Annotated in this window: 18 protein-coding genes; 14 read left to right on the top strand and 4 right to left on the bottom strand. The window is 44.2% G+C overall.

The window, feature by feature from the left end; translation table 11 throughout:
• The first annotated feature begins 142 nt into the window (after positions 1 to 142).
• Positions 143 to 1159: an alpha/beta hydrolase gene (locus Pan161_RS29430; protein WP_145232282.1), complete on the top strand. Its 1017-nt coding sequence runs from the start codon at positions 143 to 145 to the stop codon at positions 1157 to 1159.
• 17 nt (positions 1160 to 1176) lie between these two features.
• Here the strand turns inward: Pan161_RS29430 and Pan161_RS29425 are convergent, their stop codons facing one another.
• Entirely contained in the window at positions 1177 to 2091 is a 915-nt protein-coding gene (locus Pan161_RS29425; protein WP_145232281.1) for a hypothetical protein, read from the bottom strand.
• A gap of 102 nt (positions 2092 to 2193) precedes the next feature.
• Positions 2194 to 2748, bottom strand: a complete 555-nt coding sequence (locus tag Pan161_RS29420; protein WP_145232280.1) for a hypothetical protein — start codon at positions 2746 to 2748, stop codon at positions 2194 to 2196.
• 533 nt (positions 2749 to 3281) lie between these two features.
• Between Pan161_RS29420 and asnS the strand changes: the two genes are divergently transcribed.
• The gene (gene asnS, locus Pan161_RS29415; RefSeq protein WP_145232279.1) at positions 3282 to 4673 is read left to right on the top strand and encodes an asparagine--tRNA ligase; all 1392 of its coding nucleotides are present in this window, start codon (positions 3282 to 3284) and stop codon (positions 4671 to 4673) included.
• Between the two features lie 23 nt (positions 4674 to 4696).
• On the opposite strand, the gene Pan161_RS29410 is transcribed toward asnS, so the two are convergent.
• A complete protein-coding gene (locus Pan161_RS29410; RefSeq protein WP_145232278.1) occupies positions 4697 to 5551 on the bottom strand; it encodes an alpha/beta hydrolase family protein in 855 nt (284 codons plus the stop codon).
• Positions 5552 to 5889: 338 nt separating this feature from the next.
• Between Pan161_RS29410 and Pan161_RS29405 the strand changes: the two genes are divergently transcribed.
• Both Pan161_RS29405 and Pan161_RS29400 read left to right on the top strand, forming a co-directional pair.
• Positions 5890 to 7572: a hypothetical protein gene (locus Pan161_RS29405; protein WP_145232277.1), complete on the top strand. Its 1683-nt coding sequence runs from the start codon at positions 5890 to 5892 to the stop codon at positions 7570 to 7572.
• 51 nt (positions 7573 to 7623) lie between these two features.
• Positions 7624 to 9063: a phage portal protein gene (locus tag Pan161_RS29400; protein WP_145232276.1), complete on the top strand. Its 1440-nt coding sequence runs from the start codon at positions 7624 to 7626 to the stop codon at positions 9061 to 9063.
• Between the two features lie 36 nt (positions 9064 to 9099).
• Here Pan161_RS29400 and Pan161_RS29395 read toward each other — a convergent pair whose 3' ends face one another.
• Entirely contained in the window at positions 9100 to 10617 is a 1518-nt protein-coding gene (locus Pan161_RS29395) for a sodium:solute symporter family transporter (protein WP_232103550.1), read from the bottom strand.
• Positions 10618 to 10959: 342 nt separating this feature from the next.
• On the opposite strand from Pan161_RS29395, the gene Pan161_RS29390 reads away from it, so the two are divergent.
• The 10 genes from Pan161_RS29390 (at position 10960) to Pan161_RS29350 (ending at position 19099) form a co-directional block, all read left to right on the top strand.
• Positions 10960 to 12261 carry an aminotransferase-like domain-containing protein gene (locus Pan161_RS29390; protein WP_145232275.1) on the top strand — a complete coding sequence of 434 codons (1302 nt, stop codon included), beginning with the start codon at positions 10960 to 10962 and terminating at the stop codon, positions 12259 to 12261.
• A 217-nt stretch (positions 12262 to 12478) separates the two neighbouring features.
• The gene (locus Pan161_RS29385) at positions 12479 to 13165 is read left to right on the top strand and encodes a YkgJ family cysteine cluster protein (RefSeq protein ID WP_145232274.1); all 687 of its coding nucleotides are present in this window, start codon (positions 12479 to 12481) and stop codon (positions 13163 to 13165) included.
• A gap of 335 nt (positions 13166 to 13500) precedes the next feature.
• Positions 13501 to 14904 carry a hypothetical protein gene (locus tag Pan161_RS29380; RefSeq protein ID WP_145232273.1) on the top strand — a complete coding sequence of 468 codons (1404 nt, stop codon included), beginning with the start codon at positions 13501 to 13503 and terminating at the stop codon, positions 14902 to 14904.
• A gap of 89 nt (positions 14905 to 14993) precedes the next feature.
• Positions 14994 to 16268: a phage major capsid protein gene (locus Pan161_RS29375; protein ID WP_145232272.1), complete on the top strand. Its 1275-nt coding sequence runs from the start codon at positions 14994 to 14996 to the stop codon at positions 16266 to 16268.
• A gap of 81 nt (positions 16269 to 16349) precedes the next feature.
• On the top strand, positions 16350 to 16862 hold the full coding sequence (locus Pan161_RS29370) for a hypothetical protein (protein WP_145232271.1): 513 nt from the start codon (positions 16350 to 16352) through the stop codon (positions 16860 to 16862).
• A gap of 123 nt (positions 16863 to 16985) precedes the next feature.
• On the top strand, positions 16986 to 17648 hold the full coding sequence (locus tag Pan161_RS29365; protein ID WP_145232270.1) for a head-tail connector protein: 663 nt from the start codon (positions 16986 to 16988) through the stop codon (positions 17646 to 17648).
• The gene (locus Pan161_RS29360; RefSeq protein ID WP_145232269.1) at positions 17648 to 17989 is read left to right on the top strand and encodes a hypothetical protein; all 342 of its coding nucleotides are present in this window, start codon (positions 17648 to 17650) and stop codon (positions 17987 to 17989) included. Before Pan161_RS29365 ends, Pan161_RS29360 begins: the two co-directional genes overlap by 1 nt.
• On the top strand, positions 17986 to 18438 hold the full coding sequence (locus Pan161_RS29355) for a hypothetical protein (RefSeq protein ID WP_145232268.1): 453 nt from the start codon (positions 17986 to 17988) through the stop codon (positions 18436 to 18438). The genes Pan161_RS29360 and Pan161_RS29355 overlap by 4 nt, the downstream gene beginning before the upstream one ends.
• A complete protein-coding gene (locus tag Pan161_RS30815; protein ID WP_197995585.1) occupies positions 18435 to 18704 on the top strand; it encodes a hypothetical protein in 270 nt (89 codons plus the stop codon). The genes Pan161_RS29355 and Pan161_RS30815 overlap by 4 nt, the downstream gene beginning before the upstream one ends.
• Positions 18641 to 19099 (top strand): phage virion morphogenesis protein, encoded by a 459-nt coding sequence (locus Pan161_RS29350; RefSeq protein WP_145232267.1) that lies wholly within the window; start codon positions 18641 to 18643, stop codon positions 19097 to 19099. The genes Pan161_RS30815 and Pan161_RS29350 overlap by 64 nt, the downstream gene beginning before the upstream one ends.
• Positions 19100 to 19104: the final 5 nt, after the last annotated feature.

The following is a 19104-nucleotide window of genomic DNA, read 5'->3' as shown; positions in this document are numbered from 1 at the left end:
TTGCTGGTTTTGTTGAAACCTGATCACTCTATAATAGGATAGGTCAGATAATTCACACCGGTGAAATTGTCATTCTTTTTTTGAAAACTAATCGGTGACAGATGCTGGAACAGTTCCTTCGTTCGTTATAATCGGACTGTCGATGAGAAATATTTTTAATGCGTATTTTCATGTTCACTGGTTTGCCCAGCGAGCATACTCCAATTTAGGAACACCCATGTCGGTTCATCCTCAAGTAGCCCAATATCTGGAAGAAGTTTCAAAAGTAGACTTACCATCCTTCGAAGAGATGACTCCGGAATTCATACGGAGTACGCTCACCCCATCTCCAGATCCTCATATTCCATCCAGCAGCATTAAGGATCGACTAATTCCGGTGAATGCTACGGAAATACCAATTCGAATCTATACGCCACCTGAAGTTGACACAATGGGGAGGGTCGAATTGCCTGCCCTTGTTTTCTTCCATGGTGGAGGCTGGGTGATGGGTACCTTAGATGCCTATGATGGCTTATGTCAGGATTTGGCCGGCACCGCAGGCTGTAAAGTGATTTCAGTGGATTATCGTATGGCACCGGAGTTCACCTACCCCGTTCCATTTGAGGATGCTTATTCAGCCACTGAGTGGATTTCAGCACATGCCAGTGAACTAGGCATTGATCGTAACCAAATAGCCGTTGGCGGTGATAGTGCCGGTGGAAACCTTGCAACTGCAGTTGCGCTAAAAGCAAGACAGTCAAAATCGTTGGATCTGGTTTATCAGCTACTGGTTTACCCTGTGACAAACTACCAGTTTGATACAGAATCATACCAGAGTTTTGGTACTAATTACTTTCTGACAAAACGAGCGATGGAATGGTTTTGGGATCAGTATCTGCCCGACGAATCTGCAGGTAGGGAAATCTATGCTTCACCACTCCGCTGTAAAGATCTGGCTGGAATGCCAGACGCGCTCGTAATTACCGCCGGGTATGATCCACTTTATTCTGAGGCGGTTCAGTATGTCGAAATGTTGCGAAAATCTGCTGTGAATGTGGAACATTTAAATTATGAAGATATGATCCATGGCTTTTTCAGACGATCGGATTTATACGATCGTGCTTTTGAGGCAGTACAAGCTGCGGGACAGAAAATGAAACAGATATATTCTCGCATATAAATTGTTTGGGGAGCATTTCATGCTTCTGCAGCAATTTGATGTAAGCGCCCCGCGATCAGGATTTGCAGAATAAAGCAGCAAATCAGGCTCAAATAAAACGCAGGCAAAAGTATACCAGCTTCTCCGATCGTTTCTTTAAACATGAGATAGAAAAGATGTAAAAGTGGTGTTGCGCAAAATTCCACAAGGATAAATGTGCCAATAGCTAACGCCAGTGCTCCCCAACGTACCACTAGTGAATAGTAAGTTAATAAATGTAAAAATACGCAGAACTGGATGATTATCAGAGGAACCAGTGAGTATAGTCCAGAGCTAGTAAGATAAGTTATACTTTCTGGCACGATTAACATTACCATGGTGATACTGAGACTAACCGGTATCAGGGAAAGTAAGATCCCACCAATTTTCTCATAGGCGATCCGAAACAGTGAACATGGCAGAATAGACAGGAGTGGAATCATTTTTTGAATACGCTCTTCTCGAAAGATCCGTGAAGTAAAGATTGTGCACTCTATAACAAAGCTTACGAGCAGCAACAAGAAAGAGGCACTTACCAACTCCTTCCATGTGAATATCTGAATTGAGTTAGAAGTGGTAAATTGAGCGACTAATATTCCTCCGCCTACCACGATGAGAACCAAAGTTGGATACAGAACCAGTTTCAGCAGACTTGCTTTCATACCACCACCAGAGAACTGGTACTCTTTCCAGACAAATGGATTGGTTCCAGGCCGTAAATTCATTAAGCGTTTCAGTGATTGTTTTTTTCTACTTCTGGATTCTTTGATAGTTGTCCTATCAGTATAAAAATCAAATACGAACCAGGCTGTAATAAAGAACAAAATTCCCAATGAAACGTTACTGATGACTTGTGAGCTCAGAATAGAGTCTGAAAACCCTGTTGTCAGAATGTGCTTGATTTGTTCAATCACAGAATGTTCCTGACTGATTTCATATAAATACCTGCTGCTACTGGAAATAGAGTCGGTTAAAGAGAGGTATCCACGTGCTTGAAGATTGATCGTGAGATGATATTAAAGTGTTGGAAAAATGAAGTAGAAAAAAAGTGCAGTAAGCACGAGGGCAATCGCTTCGCCAGATCTTTTCGCATAGACAGAGCAGAGTAAGGCAAAGTTAGAAATCAGAATAATATACCCAATCATGGCAGCAAGTGTTGCATATATTTGTAGTGGAGTGATTCCTCCTAATGAAACTGAAAGCAGCAAAAAAGGAAGCTGTCCCATTAAAAGCAAAATCACACGCAATGCCCTTACGCTGGATTTACCAGCTAATAGTGCAAGGGCATTGATCCCGGCCAACTTTAAGAGGGGCAGCGTCTCTTCTTCTTTTTCTTCTGTGATTGCCGTGGAGAAGAATCCAATCCCAGCCAATGTTACCAGCCAGAAATTGAGCCAGATAATTTTAGTAAAAAAATCCAGACCAGGCGCACCAACCCTAGAACTGGTAAACCAGGAAGAGTAGAGGATACAGAACACGATTCCAATACAGGCAAAGCGAAGCAGGTGTGTTTTTTTCTCTCGCGTATCTTTCTTCAACGCAAAGCTGGCAAAAATTAATGATCCTCTCAAGATTCACCTGTTTCCTCAAGATATTTTAGAGTACTTAACTGCCGCGATCAGACAATGGAAGATCAAGTGAATATAAAATCAGACCCTCTTTCTTAAATATTTCAGGTGTCTCCGGAAACAACGAGTCTGGAATCTTAGCAAATACGAGTAATTTTCCTTGATGATCAGGCCAGTTGAAATTCTGATTTACCTGATCTGAAGTCACATTCAGTGATGTCTGTACAAGTATTGGAAAAAACTGTTCAAAAGCGAGTTCCTGCTTTTGATCTGTTGGTCTGACATGAGAAAAACTGTTTTGTTCAAAAGATTCATCCCATCTTTCGATACTACGAGAGCCGATGGAAGTAAATGATCCATCAGTATGTCACAATTCCAGATTCCATGTCCTGATCTCTTCAGGATTACAGTTTACAGAATCCAGTATGCAAATTAAAAAGGAAGACATAAAATAAACTGAGTGCTTAATATACTTAAACCCATGTCGTAAAAGTGTTTTTAACGATTTAAATTCAATTCGGGAAAGTGTCTCTTCAATGATTCGAACAAAAATAAGGTCGGCGCTGCATACTTCTCAACCAGGAGAAACGATTAAGGTTTGTGGCTGGGTTCGTACGCGTCGAGATTCCAAATGCGGATTTTCTTTTGTTGAATTGAATGATGGCAGTTGTATGTCCAACTTGCAGATTGTGATTGATCAAAATGTTCCGGACTATGAAAAACTGATTAAAGATGTCTCCACCGGTAGCAGCCTATCGGTGACAGGTAAAGTGATTGAATCACCTGGAAAAAATCAGAGAATTGAATTACATGCAGAGTCATTCTATCTCTATGGCACTGCTGATCCCGAAACGTACCCCCTACAGAAAAAACGGCACAGTTTTGAGTTTTTGAGAGAAATTGCTCATTTACGTCCACGCACAAATACTTTTGGCGCAATTACAAGAGTCAGGAATGAAGCGGCAACTGCCATTCATCGTTTCTTTCAGTCGCGGGGTTTCGTCTACATCCAAACCCCCATCATCACTACCAGTGATTGTGAAGGAGCAGGAGAGATGTTTCAGGTGACAACTCTCAATTTAAATCGACTGGCTCAAGTCCAGACAGAGATCGATTTTTCGCAGGACTTTTTTGGAAAAGCAGCATCCCTGACTGTCTCTGGGCAATTGGAGGCAGAAATATTTGCCACATCCATTGGTGAATGTTACACATTTGGCCCCACTTTTAGGGCTGAGAATTCAAACACGACTCGTCATTTAGCTGAATTCTGGATGATTGAGCCCGAGATGCCCTTCTACGATTTGCAGGATAATATGGCGCTTGCAGAGAGTTTTGTAAGAACCGTTATCGGTGATGTTCTGAAAAATTGTGCAGAGGATATGGAATTCTTTAATCAAAGGATCGATAAAACAACTCTCGAGACCTTGCGGAATATCACGGAAAATGAATTTATCCGCATTCCGTATACTGAAGCAATTGAGATAGTAAAGTCCAGCGGAAAAAAATTTGATTTTCCCATTGAATGGGGCAGTGATATGCAGTCTGAGCATGAACGGTTCCTGACGGAAGAACATTTTAAGCAGCCTGTGATCGTCTATAACTATCCTAAAACAATTAAACCATTTTATATGCGCTGCAACGATGATGGCAAAACAGTTTGTGCAATGGACGTGCTTGTTCCGGGAGTTGGAGAAATCATCGGCGGTAGTCAACGGGAGGAACGCTACGATATCCTGATAGATAGAATGAAAGAAGGTGGCTTGAATCCAGAAGAATACTGGTGGTACACCGATCTACGAAAATATGGAACGGTACCACATTCAGGCTTCGGGCTGGGCTTCGAACGCCTCATTCAGCTAATTACGTCGATGACAAACATCAGAGACTGCATACCATTTCCCAGAACTCCTAAAAATGCAGAGTTTTAGGAAAACCAGGTGGTCAAAATTCTTTAAGGGCTTAACAAATACTGCTTAAACCAATTAACAACTGCCTTACTGGCACGGTTTTGGTCTTCACCTTTAAAGCCGTGAGCGGCGTCCTTAATCACAATCAGTTCAGCTGGAACATTTTGTTCCTCGAACTGCTTCATGATATTCTTACTGTGGCTGATCGGGACCAGTTTATCCTGGTCTCCATGTATCAACAGTGTTGGCGGATCATCTGGCGTGACGTGAAGCAGAGGAGAAAAGTCATCTGCCAGATCCGCTTCAAACTGCAGAGCCGGGAAGCGATGATAATAGGGTGATTTGTTATCCACAAATTCTCGTATATCTGTCGGTGGGTAATAAGCGGCGACTGCTGCTACCTGGTCACTGATTTTTAAAATCGGGTCTTTTGCATTAGGGTCCCCTTGATCAGATGTCGTCCCGAGTACTAAAGAAAGATGTCCGCCCGCACTTCCTCCCCAGACTCCGAGTTGGTTCGGATTAACGCCATATTCCTGTGCATGCTGTCGAATGAAACGGACACTGCGTCGAACGTCTTCTACCACTTCCGGGATTTTGAATTTTGGGCTGCTTCCATGCCTGACGCAGAATACGGTAAATCCTTCTTCTAATAGTGAATTAAACCAACCCAGCATGTTTTGAGGTTCCGTCCATCTTGAGTACCAGCCGCCACTTACCATGAATAACACGCCCGCTCCATTGGGATTCTGAGGTTTAAAAACGTCAAACGTCAATGCCATTCCAAATTTGTGACCATAGACAACATCTGGAATAATATTAACTTTTTCCTCCGCACAAGCCGAATGTCCGGGGAGCAGCGTCAGAACCAGAAATACACAAGATATAGTAGTTTTCATTTAGTCTCTCCAGAATTTGTTTTCTTGGAAACGGCATTGTTCAAGAGTTCATTCGAAGACCATTCTTTGCGCAAAGTCCGTCTCAGTTCAGCAGCATTGAATAAGTGTTAAGTGTTCACTCGGAATCGACACCTGATTCCCGGATTATCTTGACTCTCCCACGCCAATAGCAAGGATATGAATTCAATTTTAAATGAAACTACCTGAGATTGAATGGGAAGTCTTTGAAGTTTCGTTCATGAAAGCTCCCATAAAATCCTGAATACGAGGAATGATCGGCGAAGTATTTGCTTCTGCGGTCTTGCAATGCAAAAGTGAATGATCTGGAATCCGTTCAGATGGAAACGCTGATTGAGCTTGAACAGCTTCAACGTATCCACGGACTACAGCAGGATGATTCAGAAATTGAAGCAGCAATTCGCCAAGCTCAAGCTGGGCAGATCCGCCCTTACGTCGAAATACAATGGCCTGAAGTAATTCTTGATGACTGGCAGTGGGATATTCTCAAATCGTTATTTGATCTCACGATTCGCCGAGTATTTGTAAAGGGAAATACCGGTTGTGGAAAAGGTGCTGCGGCGGGAATCGCCTGTTGTGCCTATTTTCATATCTGGGATGATGCAAAAATCATAATTACAAGAGATTCTGTGAGAACAGCTCAAAAAGTTGCATTTGGTGAAGTTGATAAATGGTGGCGAAAAATGCGATTCAAACCGCCGGGGAAGCTTTTGACTTCAGGTGTGTTTGATACCAATCAGCATTCTATTTCACTAGCGAATCCGCAGCATATTGAAGGCTTTCGTGGTGCACATTCACCACATGTGCTTTTCTGGTTTGATGAAGCGACTGCCCCCAATTTGGAAGATAAATATAAACTGGCAAACACACAGGCCAAAAAATTTCTGGCGCTATCTAATCCGTCAACCCTGTCCGGTGCATTTCGGGATTCTTTTCCGATTGTGGATCCCGATCAAACTCAGACGATTCTAGATCAGTATGGCAAAACTCGTTGTATCACGGTCAGTGGCTGGGAATGCACAAATGTGAAAGAAAAGTGTCTTGAGCAACCCGTTGCGCCGATTGGTGGTATTGAAATCGCCGGTACCTTTTATTCGCATGGAAGTTCAATTGCTGCAGACGATTTTGAACTAGCTCAGCCTCGTATTCCAGGGCAAACCTGCTATGACGAATTTATGGCACTTCTGAATGATGCAGATCCTCTCATACGTAATGTGTATGCTTTGGGAAAATTCCCCGATCAGGATCCTGATAAACAGGTTATTTTACCAGACTGGTTGGTTGAGCCTGTTCAATTCTGGACTCGTTGGAATCGCCTTTATTTAAGAGCTCAAGAGCAATCCCACATATTTGCCTTGAAACTGTTAGACCAGATTTTGCCGGTAGAGGGTTTTGGATTGGATGTCGCAGCTTCCCGGCATGGCGATACTTCGGTGTTAGCAGTGGGGGGGAGATATGGGATTCGGGCAGTTCATGAATGTCAGTTTTCTGATACCCAACAGACGATGTGCTGGGCGCTGGAAACGGCGATCGCTTATGGTGTCGATTTAAAACAGGGAGTAATTCCGCTTGCCATTGATTGGGGAGGAGGCTACGGAAATGCGGTGGGAGATCCACTGAAGAAACAGCGGGTGAATGTCATCGAGATCCGCGGAAATGCATCCTCTGATGTTGACCCCAAGAAGTACGCCAACAAACGCGCCGAACTCTACGGTGAAGCGGGAAGACGCCTTGACCCTGCGGGTGACTTCCGCATGATGCCATTTGCTCTGCCTGATAATCAAAGGTTGAAAGCTGAACTTGTTGCGCCCGAAAAAATATACTCGGGCCATGATGGCGAAAAATTCTATATCACCCCCAAGGGACGACGGGGCTCAGATGCGAATTACAACGGGAAAACGCTACATGAAATTTTAGGGCGGTCACCAGATCGTGCAGATGCTGTTGTCTACTGTCTGTATGCACTGAGGCATCAGCATCGTCGTCAGTTGATTGTTGCCTGAAAACCAAATTACGCTCATCAAACAATTTACTCAGATTGGAAAAGACTTCGAATGTGGAATCCATTAAAACAACTGACAACACGCTTCAAATCAAATCGGTTTGCTGTTGCTTTACGTGCGGTGTTAGGAGCGGGGCAGCCAGGGTCATGGAGTAGTGAGCATAGAAGGGAATCCGATCAGTATACTGGATGGACTTTTGTTGCGATCAGGGCAATTTGTCTGCAAGCAATGCAGGCATCTGTTTTGGTTTATGATGATTCAGCAAATGGTTCTAGACAGAATAGAAAAAAAGAAAAAAATCAAAATAAAGGCGGATATTCCCAGTTCAAAAGTTTGTATGCGGGTGAATTCGGCGATTCAGAACCTCTCTCAAACGAACACCCGATTTGTAAAATTTTAAAGCATCCGAACCCAACTCAATCTGGTGCATCGTTTCGCTATGAACGTGTCTTACAGCTTCAGTTGACAGGGACTAGCATTGTCTGGAATGTGCCCAATCAATTCGGTAAAACGGTCCAGAGATATGTTATTCCAACTGCGATTGCTACCCCTGTACCTCCAAATCATGAATTTCCGGAAGGAGGGTATAAAATCCAGGCGTCCTCTCTCAGATATTTTAATGAGTCATATGGTAATTCATTTACAGAAACGAGTATGTTTCGTCAAGTAGTAGGAAATGTGATTCCAATTTCGCAACTCCAAATATCGAGTTGGCCCCATCCTGTTTATAAGGATGATGGACAGTCTCCGGTGAGTGCAGGAGCGAGATGGGTTGATTCAGCCAATCAGATTGATTCTGCTCGCTGGGCACAAATGAATAACGGGGCAGATCCTTCGATTGTTGTTACCTGTGGGAAAGATATGAACCCTACCAGGGAAGAACTCGAAGCGGCAGCAGCGATGTTTGAGCAGAAGTATGGAGGTACAGAAAATACAGGAAAGGCAATATTTACCACGGGAGAACAGGTCGTTTCTCTGACTGCGACTCCCCGAGAAATGGATTACAATTCTTCTTTCACACAATTCAGGGATGCAATTCTTGCTTTGCATGGCGTTCCAGGAATTGCAGCCGGTATCTCGGATGGAGGAAGTTATGCGGCTTTTTATGCAAGCCTGAAACAGTTTATCTGTCTCACCGTTCAACCAATCCTGGACTTATTGGCAGAAGATGATACTGAGCATCTGGCCCCACAATTTGGAAAAAACCTGACTGTAGAAATTGAGGCAACTCACATTGATGACCCGGATTTGCTTGAAAAACGTCTGGCAACAGATATCCGTGCCAAAATTATTAAAGTCGATGAAATGAGAGCGATCAGGGGGCTGCCTCCTCTGGGACCAGAGCGGGGGGGCGAACAACTGGTCAGCCAGGCTGATCCTAAAATTCCGCAAACCGAACAATCAGACCAGCTTGATTATGATGTGGGAGCTCCCAGTCTGCAGAAAGGGAGAGCTTCAAAGAATAATACGAAGTCTGTTGAAATTACCTGAAAGAGTGAAGATTCAAGGTAAACGGCGATCAATACCTTAGCTACGGGGGAGTCGGTTTCTGCTTTGAAAACTGGCAATCAGATAACTGACCAGACAACCGCTGGCAATATTCACTGTAACAGCTGCGGGAGCAATCCATTGAAAGCTGATCGGGTCGGGTTCGTTGGGACCCATAAAGATTGGTCCAGAGAATGCAATTAAGATGGCGGTTGTCGTACCCAGAATCGCCCCGACAATTACTCCTGCTGGTCTGGAATAGGGAACGAATAGAGCAAAGAAAAACAGGCAGAAGATTGGTGTCGTCAATAAATTTGCAGTTTTGTTCGTTACTGCTGTTATATTTCCCGGGATACTTCCCATTACAGAGCTGGATAAAACTACGATGGTACCAATCCCAAATGCCAGTAGCCGTGCAGTGAAAACGTGTCCCTTTTCTGTCCGTGGAGATTTGTCAAACCGATCCAGGAAGTCTGTCATGACAACTGCTGTAATAGAGTTCACACCGGAATCGATACTGGACATGGCGGCGGCAAACATGGCTGAAACCACGCATCCAGATATGCCGACTGGAAGATGATAGGCAATATAGTGTGGGAAGAATTTGTCAGCATCTTTTTTAAGATCAATTCCTGCGGGAATTTCATTTGGAAATTCTTTGAAGTAACCCAGTAAAGCGAAGCCAACCATAGCTAAGGTTAATGAGACTACAACAGAAACGCTTAACTGAACTGCCAGGGATTTTCTGGCAGCACTCGCATCTTTGGTAGACATAAAACGTTGTACAGAAACCTGGTCGCCACATGCAGTCGCGACATACCAGACCATTATCGAAAGAAACGTTCCTACGTAGGTCACGCGCGTCGCTGGATCAAAGCTGAAAAACGGTTGAGTGTCCCAGTGTTGATCCCATTGAGTTGGAAACCAGCCAAAACCGTCCAGATGGTAAGTAATTGTCGCGATAACCAGCAACGCGCCTCCAAACAACAAGATTGTCTGAATTAAATCTGTTATCACGACTGCACGCAATCCACCCAGCGAAGTATAAATGATTGCAACGAGACCTGTTCCCAAAACGATATAGGGAATCCATTCTTCACCCACGTTGAGCATGGTCGTAATCGCTTTGGCTGTCAGATAAACCAGTAACGACATCCAGATCAGTCGCAAACTGACAAACATAATTGCTCCGAGCAGTCGAATTCCCAACCCCAGTTTTTCTTCCAGCAGTTCATAGGCGCTGGTGACTCGCTGTCTCATATAGACTGGAATCATTACAAATCCTACGATGAGAAAAATGAAGGGCATCGCGAGATCTTTAATCAGATATACTGGCCCTTTCCCCAGGATTTCACCAGGTGTTGAGAGATAAGTGATTGTGCTGAGCAAAGTGGCAAATAATGAAACACCAATTAATATGGGATTCATCTGCCCGCTACCGACAAAGTATTCTGACGTATCTTCCTGTCCTCGACTGAAGTACCATCCCAAAAAGATGGTTGAGATTGCATAGATGGCGATGATCACCCAGTCGAGAGGATGTAATCCCGTATTCACAGACAAAGGCTCGGGGGACGTTTCAGCCGCACAGAGAGGACTCTCAAACAAACTAAATACTAACAGGGGCAATATGAAAAAAAGTGGTTTCAAAAGTCTGTTTCCTACTGAGTGAATGGAGATTCAGGAGCTGCATCTGTCGATAATTATTTGACTTCGAGAAACATTAATATCAATTTATTTATCCAGTATGCTGATTGGGACTCCGTAATTCAATTCTGTTCGATCGAAGTTCGTAGTAAATCTCCTTACCCTCAATTATGCTAATTGGGTAATAACTCGTTCGGTTGTTTAGTCGTAGCCGGACATTGTATCCTCTAGAACTACAAGACGAACAATAAAATGACTGATTCAAAAGAAATTCAGTTCAGCAAGAAAAGAACCTGGAGCCACGATTTACCGATCAGTTATCTGATGCAACAGGGAGTCGAAAATCCGGGAGTACTTTCTCTGGCGGCTGGGTTAGTCGATCAGAACAGTCTGCCTGTTTCAATTACTAAAAGCGCTTTTGATTCCCTGTTTTCAGATCCGGGATCTGCCAGGGAATCGCTTCAATACGGAACAACCGCAGGTTCATTATCACTTAGAAAATTGCTCCTCACTCATTTAACCAATCTGGAACAAAAGTCAGCGGAGGAACTGGGGATGACTGTAGACAATTTCATAGTCACAACCGGTTCACAGCAATACCTGTCATTATTAGGCGAAGTGTTACTTGATCCGGGAGATATTTGCCTGGTTGCCGCTCCAACATATTTCGTGTTTCTAGGTGTATTACAGGGATTAGGAGCCAGAATCATTTCTGTTGAAACAGATGAATCCGGGATGCGGATGGATTCTCTGGATGCTACCCTCGAAAGTCTGGAGGCTCAAGGTCAGTTAAATAGAGTGAAATTGATCTATCTGGTTAGTGATTATGAGAATCCATCTGGGATATCTCTTTCGATTGAACGGCGAAAGCAGGTAGTAGAAGTTGCTCAAAAATGGTCAAAACAGCATCGAATTCATATTTTAGAAGATCTGGCATATCGAGAACTCTGTTATGATGGCCCGGTTCTGCCCAGTATCAGGAGTTTCGACCAGACGGGTGAAACTGTCATTCTTACGCAAACGTTTTCGAAAAGCTTTGCTCCCGGGTTGAGAGTCGGATTTGGAGTAGCGTCGAAACGGGTCTGTGAGGCAATCTCAGATAAAAAGGGAAATGATGATTTTGGCTCTACTAATATGAGTCAGCATATCTTAGCTAACGCACTTCGTGAAAATTTATATTATGACCACGTGGAATATTTAAGATCCGTGTATCGCGAAAAACGAGATTGTATGCTGGATGCCGCTGAGATGTATTTCTCAAAACTTAAGGATGTGCATTGGATCCATCCGGGAGGTGGGCTTTATGTCTGGATGACTTTGCCCGACTCGATAGAAACGGGGTTTCAAAGTTCGCTTTTTCAGAAAGCGATCCATGAAGATAAAGTCATGTATGTACCAGGTGAGCTCTGCTATGCATATGACCATTGGCTCGGTTGCAATGAGCAGCCTGCCATACAAAAAAATCATATGCGACTTACTTTTGGTGTGCAGAACACTCAGGGAATTCAAGAGGGGATGAAAAGGCTGGCAAACGCAGTCAAATCCTATCTATAAAAAGAGTTGTGTAAGAATACTATGTATCAAGAACCCCTGATGTATTTCTCGAATTCAGGAAAGCACTCAAGCGACTTTGATGGTTGTGACGATAATTCAGGCAGGGTTTTATGGTTTGATTCCCAAATTATTTTTTGCCATTTGAAAGTCGTTTCAGGGCAGTGACTCAAATCATAATTCATTACCGTACGGAGTTCCTGTCAAAATAAGAAGTCAAATGGGTATTTGTGAATCCTGTCATTCCGGATGTTGTCGCTCTTTTGCAGTACCAATCTCTGGTGCGGATATTCATCAATTTACTCATTACCAGAATAAAAACTTTTGGGACTTCGCATGTCGATGGGAAGACTCGGAGGGCCTGATTTCCCGAAATTTAGCACCTCATTTCTTTTTTGAAGATGCACCAGATGTACCATTTGTTATTTGCCTGAAGCATATCCCAAGTGTTTCGTTTCCGGGAACCACGAAGTGTCGTTTTCTCATGGAGTGTTTGCCTGATGAAGAACACCCAAAAGGTTTAGGGCGTTGCAGTATTTACCATTCGCGTCCGCATACCTGCCGTAGTTTTCCTGCGAAACTGAATGATGACAGTGAACTGGCAATTTTGTATGAGATTCCAACAAATGGTAGGAATGGTGAACCTGCATACGATCTTTGCCCACGTCAGTGGACTCCTGCGGATTTAGAGCCAAACGAAACGATTCAGAGCTTGGTGGTCGCAAAATATGAAATGACTTTCTTTAAGAAAATCGCGGTTGTATGGAACCAGAATCCTGGTCCATGGAACTCTTTCCCAGAGTTTATCAATATCATCTATTCAAACCGTATTTCTTCCGGTCAAATCAGCAAAACAAATCAGGATCAGTCGCTTGGTGATGCTGAACCAATCTCAAAAGCAGCATAATTCTTGAATGCTATATACTGAGAATACTTTTCACTCACTAAGTCATTCATGCTCTAAATTCTAAAATTAAAGTCTCCTGCGGATTCTATAAGTGTTACTTGTGTCCCAGAATGGTCTATTCTTAATCAGGTTGAGAGTTACCTTTCCGTCACCAGATTCACCGAACCTCCCAGAGAGAACCAGATTCATCTGATCTCAGTTTTCTTACTGAAAATTGAGCAGTTCATCACGCATCAAAAAGACAAAATTATTTTTTTCGTGTCTTGACCCGTGCGTGCCGAATCTTAAAACACTGCCCTGTCGCAAACATGATATGTTTCTCAACGGGGCGAACAGTGGATATAAATCAGACTTCAAATTCATTAGAATTAATTCTCAAACACCGGCAGCAGGATTTTGGATCATTCTGCAAAATTGCTGGAAAAGCTTCTGAACTTTCACTGGCATGTCAGACACAGCCAATGATCGATGAGAGGCTGATGTCTGCCCGAGCAATCATCAACACACCTCGCGAGGACCGTGAAGGTGATGTCATTGAACCTGCTGGAGTGCAACTTGAAAATTTCCGCAATAATCCAATTGTTCTCTGGGAACATGGTTTAGGTGAAATTACACGTCCCATCGCAAAATGTCAGCATCCGGATGGTCGTCTGGCAATCGAAGTAGACCAGGAAAAAATTTCTGCGACGTCTTACTTCACTTCTAAATCCCTAGAGTCATTGCAGATATTTCACCTGATCTCCGAGGGGTTAGTCAGAGCAACCTCTGTACGTGCTCTGCCAATTAAAACTTCGACCAGGAAAACAGCAAATTCTGGAATCGGAATTGTATTGAAGCAATGGGAATTGATTGAATGGTCCTGGGGTGCATTGGGTGTCAATCCAGATGCCATCGCAAGAACCCTTGATCGAGGAACGATTGAAGGCCACAAAATAGTAGAGCCTCTATTAAAATCACTGAGAACGGTGCTTCCTCAGAAAAAACATCAAATCCCTGGTTGGACGTTAAAGGATACTAATCATTCAATGGAGAAAGAGCATGAAGTTGATGAAATGCAAGCTCAAATTAAGGTGCCTGAAGACAATATGCATCAGTTATCAAAATTGCCCAAACTGTTAGGTGACCAACGGGTACTCGATTCCAATTCTCGTGAATATAGCAGTGATCAATCACAAAAGATATCAATTTCAAATCCGGAGAGCGATTCCGATCTGGTAATGTCAGTTCCGCTGGGGGCTCAGATTTTAAAATCAATTTCGTGTTGTTTCTTAGATTTGAAAGATCATGTGAGATCTACAGCAGCAGTACTCGAAAATGAACGCATTGAGTCATTTCTGGAAAAGCTGCTCCTGACTTTAGCGAGTGAACAGACAAAATTGGAGAAGACGTTTGCAGATAACTATACCCAGTTGGAGCTTAAGGATGAAAATATGGAAGTGCTGGGCAAGCGTATTAAATCAGATTCCAATTTTCATTTGGTCAATTTTCCTGGAATGGGTGAGATTGCTTATCGATTGAAGCGAATCGGATCAAAAAATTATTCTGAATCAGCTTTAAAGGCCCAGGAGTTTTCGGACCATCAATGCCAACAAATTGCAGATGTATTGATTCGAACAAACCTGTTGTCTCAACAGAAAATACACAGCGAGGAGAATCAATTGTTGGATAATGTAGAAGAACTCTCACGCGTAGTAAAGAATTTACAGCAGCAAGTATCCAATCTGCTACCCCAAACCTGATGTGGTCGCAATTGGTATGAATTGGAAGTCGGTGCTTAGAGCCGATGTGAAACACTTAGTCAAAAACATATAAGCAGAAGGGGCATTTTATGTCTGAAACACTCGAAGAAAAAGTAAAGTCTCTCTCATCAAACATTGAAAATCTCACTAAAAGTGTAGATCAATTAAATGATCCAGATATGAGTGGCATTCATCGTGATGAACAGGGACGCCTGGCAGGTTATTGGGAAACAGAAAAAAATCATAGTGACCAGCAGGCTTATAAAAAAACCTACTCTGGGCAACAGGTAAGAGCGTTTCCCAGTGGTTACAAACCATTTTCAGAATTTCAATCCTTTGGAGATTTCATCCGCTGCGGTTTTAAAGATCGTAGCGAAGTGATCGCTAAGACTAAGAAATCCTGGGGAATGTGCAAATCAATTCAGGGAATGTCAGAAATTGTAGGGGCTGATGGAGGAATTGCCGTTTTACCAGAGTTTCATCAAGAAATTCTGACTCGAATTTATCAGAACGACATTTTCAGTCGCACAGATCATTATCGGGTTGCTGGAAATAATATGACGTTCCCGACAGACTCAGAAACAAGCCGATTGGACGGCTCTCGTTCAGGTGGATTGCGTGCTTATTGGGTTGGGGAAGGTGACCCGTTAACAGGTTCCACACCGAAGCTTGGAGAAACGACACTGAAACTTAACAAGTTGGCAGTGTTAGTTTATCTGACAGAAGAGTTAATCAACGATAATGGAATGGCTCTCGAGTCTTATGTAAACAAAAAAGTGACCGAGGAAATGGAATTTATGTTAGGAGAGTCTATTTTCAACGGGAATGGTGTCGGAAAACCACTGGGAGTGATGCAATCTTCCGCAAGAGTTACAGTTTCGAAAGAATCTGGTCAGGCTGCGAATACCATTTTGGCAGAAAATATTTTGCAAATGTGGAGCCGCATGAAAGCATCCTCACGTATGAATTCCGCCTGGTTTATTAATCAGGATACAGAACCTCAACTGCATCAGATGAGTCTGGGGGTTTCGACTGCCGGCGGACAATTGGTCTACATGCCACCAGCCGGTCTTTCGGGAGCTTCTTATGCGACTTTGATGGGACGTCCTGTGATTCCAACAGAGTTCAACGAAACACTGGGAACAGAGGGAGACATTCTTCTGGCCAGCCTGGATGACTACATCACAATCAGTAAAGGAGGCATTGAGCAGGCAGAATCCATGCATGTTGAGTTTCTGACGGATCAACTGGCGCTGCGATTTATTATGCGGATTGATGGCAAACCATGGGAGACTCAGCCATTAACTCCCTATAAGGGAACTGCCACCCAATCAAGCTTTGTCACTCTGGCGACTCGTGCATAGTTTTCCTGTTGCAGTGAGTAGTTAATTTACACTGCAGGTCTAATTTTTTAATACAATCTCGATCAGCAAGGAACTCATTACATGTTCAATAAAGAATTTTTAGAAGGTCACGATATCATTCCTGCTTTTATGCCCGTTGACTTGTCGGCGGATGTGAATATAGGCGACAGGATCAATCTCCAGAATTACGATCGTTGCCTTTTTGTGTTGCTGGCATCCATCGGTACTGCAGGCGATGACCCGGTGATCTCTGCGCAACAGCATACTGCTGCGACTTCTGGATCATCCAAGTCACTTAATTTCAGGCGGATTCGACATAAAGTCGGTGCTACCGATATTGATACCACTGGTCAGTTTACGCTTGTGGAGCAATCGGACGCAGCCAGTTTTGATACGGATTCTATTGATGGGGCGGAGAATCAGGCATTGATCGCTATTGAAGTGATGGCCAAAGACCTGGACACAGATAATGGATTCACTTTTGTTTCATTTAATGTGACTGATGTGGGTTCTAATTCGCAATTAGGAGCGGGTTTTTACATTCTACAGGGAGCTGGTTATGTCAATGAAATTCAACAGTCTTCCATTGCATAGTCATTATAACATTTCTCATGACGGTAAATGGTGTACAGAAAGAGTACCAGTGAATCGCAATTAAACTCAATCGGCAAGTTCTGATGGTTGATTTCAAATAATTATTCGGAGTTATGATTTCCAATGTCGCTTACTACTAAAGCCACAATCAAAACACTCTTAAGTATCAGTGACACCTCGCTGGATGCTGTGATTGATTTATTGATTCCCCAGGCCGATGCGATCATCAAAGGGTATTTGGGTCGGGAAATCGAACAGGCGACATACACAGAGTATTACAGCGGCTCGGGCGACCAGGTGATTGTGCTCAATCAAACCCCCGTCCAATCCATCACCTCAGTCAACGAAGATTCAGACGGCTATTATGGGGATGGCACGGATGCTTTCCCCGCCTCTACTCTGTTGGTCGAGGGAACCGATTATGTTCTGCGAAAGGACGACGCGACCGCAACCGAAGTCAGCAAAAGCGGGATTCTGTACCGGATCGGCAAAGCATGGCCGCGACCCTACTCCCGTTTACGCGGTCAGTTGGCGAGCGCCCCGGGACTCGGACTGGGGAATATCAAAGTGGTGTATGTGGCTGGCTGGGCAACAGTGCCGACTGATATCACATTCGCCGCGAATAAGCTCGTTACGTCCATGCTCCAGTCTCGCAGCCTGCAGGGACCGCTGGAATCCGAATCGATTGAGGACTACAGCTACACCATCGCAGGTGCGGAAGATCAAGCCAAGATGCTGGATTCGGTTAAAAGCTCACTGTCTCGTTACAAGCAGGTGGTGATCTGATGGTGACAACACAGCAGTTGGACAGACTATACCTCAAAATGCCCGATACGGAATCAGTCACTCTGACCACAAAACGCGGGGTAAACAACGACACCACCGCAACAGTTACCGTTTCTCACGCCTGGATGCGAGACATCTCGCGGGACGACATCGCGCGCGGTCTCGCTACTACAGCACACGAAGGCATTGTCTGGAACATCCCCAACGTCTTGTTAGCCGGGGCTGAGATTGAAACCGGCGATACGATTACCGATTCAAGCAGTGTGGTCTGGACCGTGATGTCAGTATCCCGCGTAAGACTCCGCACCCATTGGCGATGTATTTGCCGGAGGCAGAAATGACAGCCATCCTCGAAAGCATCCTGACCGCAGTACAAACCCAGATCCAAGGGCTGGATCTGACGGATATTCCAGACGCATCGGTGTACGTTCAAAAGGTTCCTTCCACGCGAAACTTTCATCCAGCTGACTTTCCGGCCATTTTAATTGCATCCGGAACACCAAAACACAATCCTGCCAAGGGAACGAATTTAAGAGACCAGATTGAATATCAGGTGGGAGTGTTTATCGTCGACGCCGACGATCAGGACCAGACTTTAAACAGGGACAAGTACCTAACCTGGTACGAAGAGATCGTGAAGTCATTCCGCACCCCCCGGTTAAGCGGAGTGTCTTCAGTCGTAAACAGTTACGTTGCCCCCGGTGCGGTCGTAGATCCATCGTGGTTTGAGGCAGGAGAATATCACGCAGGGATAACCCTGTGGTTTATCAGTTGGGAAGCGAGAACATGACACACGAGATTGAAGTTAAAGACGCAGAGTTTATCAAAGTCAGCACCAATACCTACGGCGCGCTTCGGTTCAAAACGGACAAAGAAACCGAAGCCGTCAAACAATATGCTGACCAGATCAGCACTGACAACAAAGCTTATACCGCTGTTGGAGTGCGGAAGCTGTCAGGGTTTAAAGTAGTTACCGTAAAGGACAAGCAGCGATGCCTGAAACCATCGACTCAACAGACCTCAACGGATTCCTCCAAGGAATTGCCGACACCGTAAGCAAGCCGGATGTGCCCGATGCCATGCAGGCTGCTTTGAGTGCGACAAAGACTGATCTGGTGGAAGGGTTTCAGACGAGCACTGCACCGGATGGCTCGGCATGGGCCCCGTTGAAGAGACCAAGACCACCGGGACACAATCCAGATCCAAAACCGTTAATCGACTTCGGGAAACTACAGGACAGTGTTGGATATCAGGGAGCAGACCATATCGAAGGAGTGACAGGTGAAGGCTTTACTCTGGGGGCTACTGTTGAATATGCGGGAGTCCATCAGGATGGCTCGAAGAAAAAGAACATCCCGGCCAGACCGTTCATGGGATTCAGTGAAGAAGTTTTAGACACAGCAGCGGAATTGACCGCCGATTCCATCGTTAATCAGATCAGTAAATTATAAAGGTG

Origin of the sequence: Gimesia algae (genome assembly GCF_007746795.1) — a bacterium.
Classification (GTDB): Bacteria; Planctomycetota; Planctomycetia; order Planctomycetales; family Planctomycetaceae; genus Gimesia; species Gimesia algae.
Note: the sequence above shows the minus strand (reverse complement) of the source record. Positions and strands in the feature narration are given on the sequence as shown.

Bases quoted from the DNA above. Each gene is read 5' to 3' on its own strand.
- Pan161_RS29430 (WP_145232282.1), top strand. From the start codon at position 143: ATGAGAAATATTTTTAATGCGTATTTTCATGTTCACTGGTTTGCCCAG.
- asnS (WP_145232279.1), top strand. From the start codon at position 3,282: ATGATTCGAACAAAAATAAGGTCGGCGCTGCATACTTCTCAACCAGGA.
- Pan161_RS29410 (WP_145232278.1), bottom strand. From the start codon at position 5,551: ATGAAAACTACTATATCTTGTGTATTTCTGGTTCTGACGCTGCTCCCC.
- Pan161_RS29405 (WP_145232277.1), top strand. From the start codon at position 5,890: ATGGAAACGCTGATTGAGCTTGAACAGCTTCAACGTATCCACGGACTA.
- Pan161_RS29400 (WP_145232276.1), top strand. From the start codon at position 7,624: ATGTGGAATCCATTAAAACAACTGACAACACGCTTCAAATCAAATCGG.
- Pan161_RS29390 (WP_145232275.1), top strand. From the start codon at position 10,960: ATGACTGATTCAAAAGAAATTCAGTTCAGCAAGAAAAGAACCTGGAGC.
- Pan161_RS29385 (WP_145232274.1), top strand. From the start codon at position 12,479: ATGGGTATTTGTGAATCCTGTCATTCCGGATGTTGTCGCTCTTTTGCA.
- Pan161_RS29375 (WP_145232272.1), top strand. From the start codon at position 14,994: ATGTCTGAAACACTCGAAGAAAAAGTAAAGTCTCTCTCATCAAACATT.
- Pan161_RS29370 (WP_145232271.1), top strand. From the start codon at position 16,350: ATGTTCAATAAAGAATTTTTAGAAGGTCACGATATCATTCCTGCTTTT.
- Pan161_RS29365 (WP_145232270.1), top strand. From the start codon at position 16,986: ATGTCGCTTACTACTAAAGCCACAATCAAAACACTCTTAAGTATCAGT.
- Pan161_RS29360 (WP_145232269.1), top strand. From the start codon at position 17,648: ATGGTGACAACACAGCAGTTGGACAGACTATACCTCAAAATGCCCGAT.
- Pan161_RS29355 (WP_145232268.1), top strand. From the start codon at position 17,986: ATGACAGCCATCCTCGAAAGCATCCTGACCGCAGTACAAACCCAGATC.
- Pan161_RS30815 (WP_197995585.1), top strand. From the start codon at position 18,435: ATGACACACGAGATTGAAGTTAAAGACGCAGAGTTTATCAAAGTCAGC.
- Pan161_RS29350 (WP_145232267.1), top strand. From the start codon at position 18,641: ATGCCTGAAACCATCGACTCAACAGACCTCAACGGATTCCTCCAAGGA.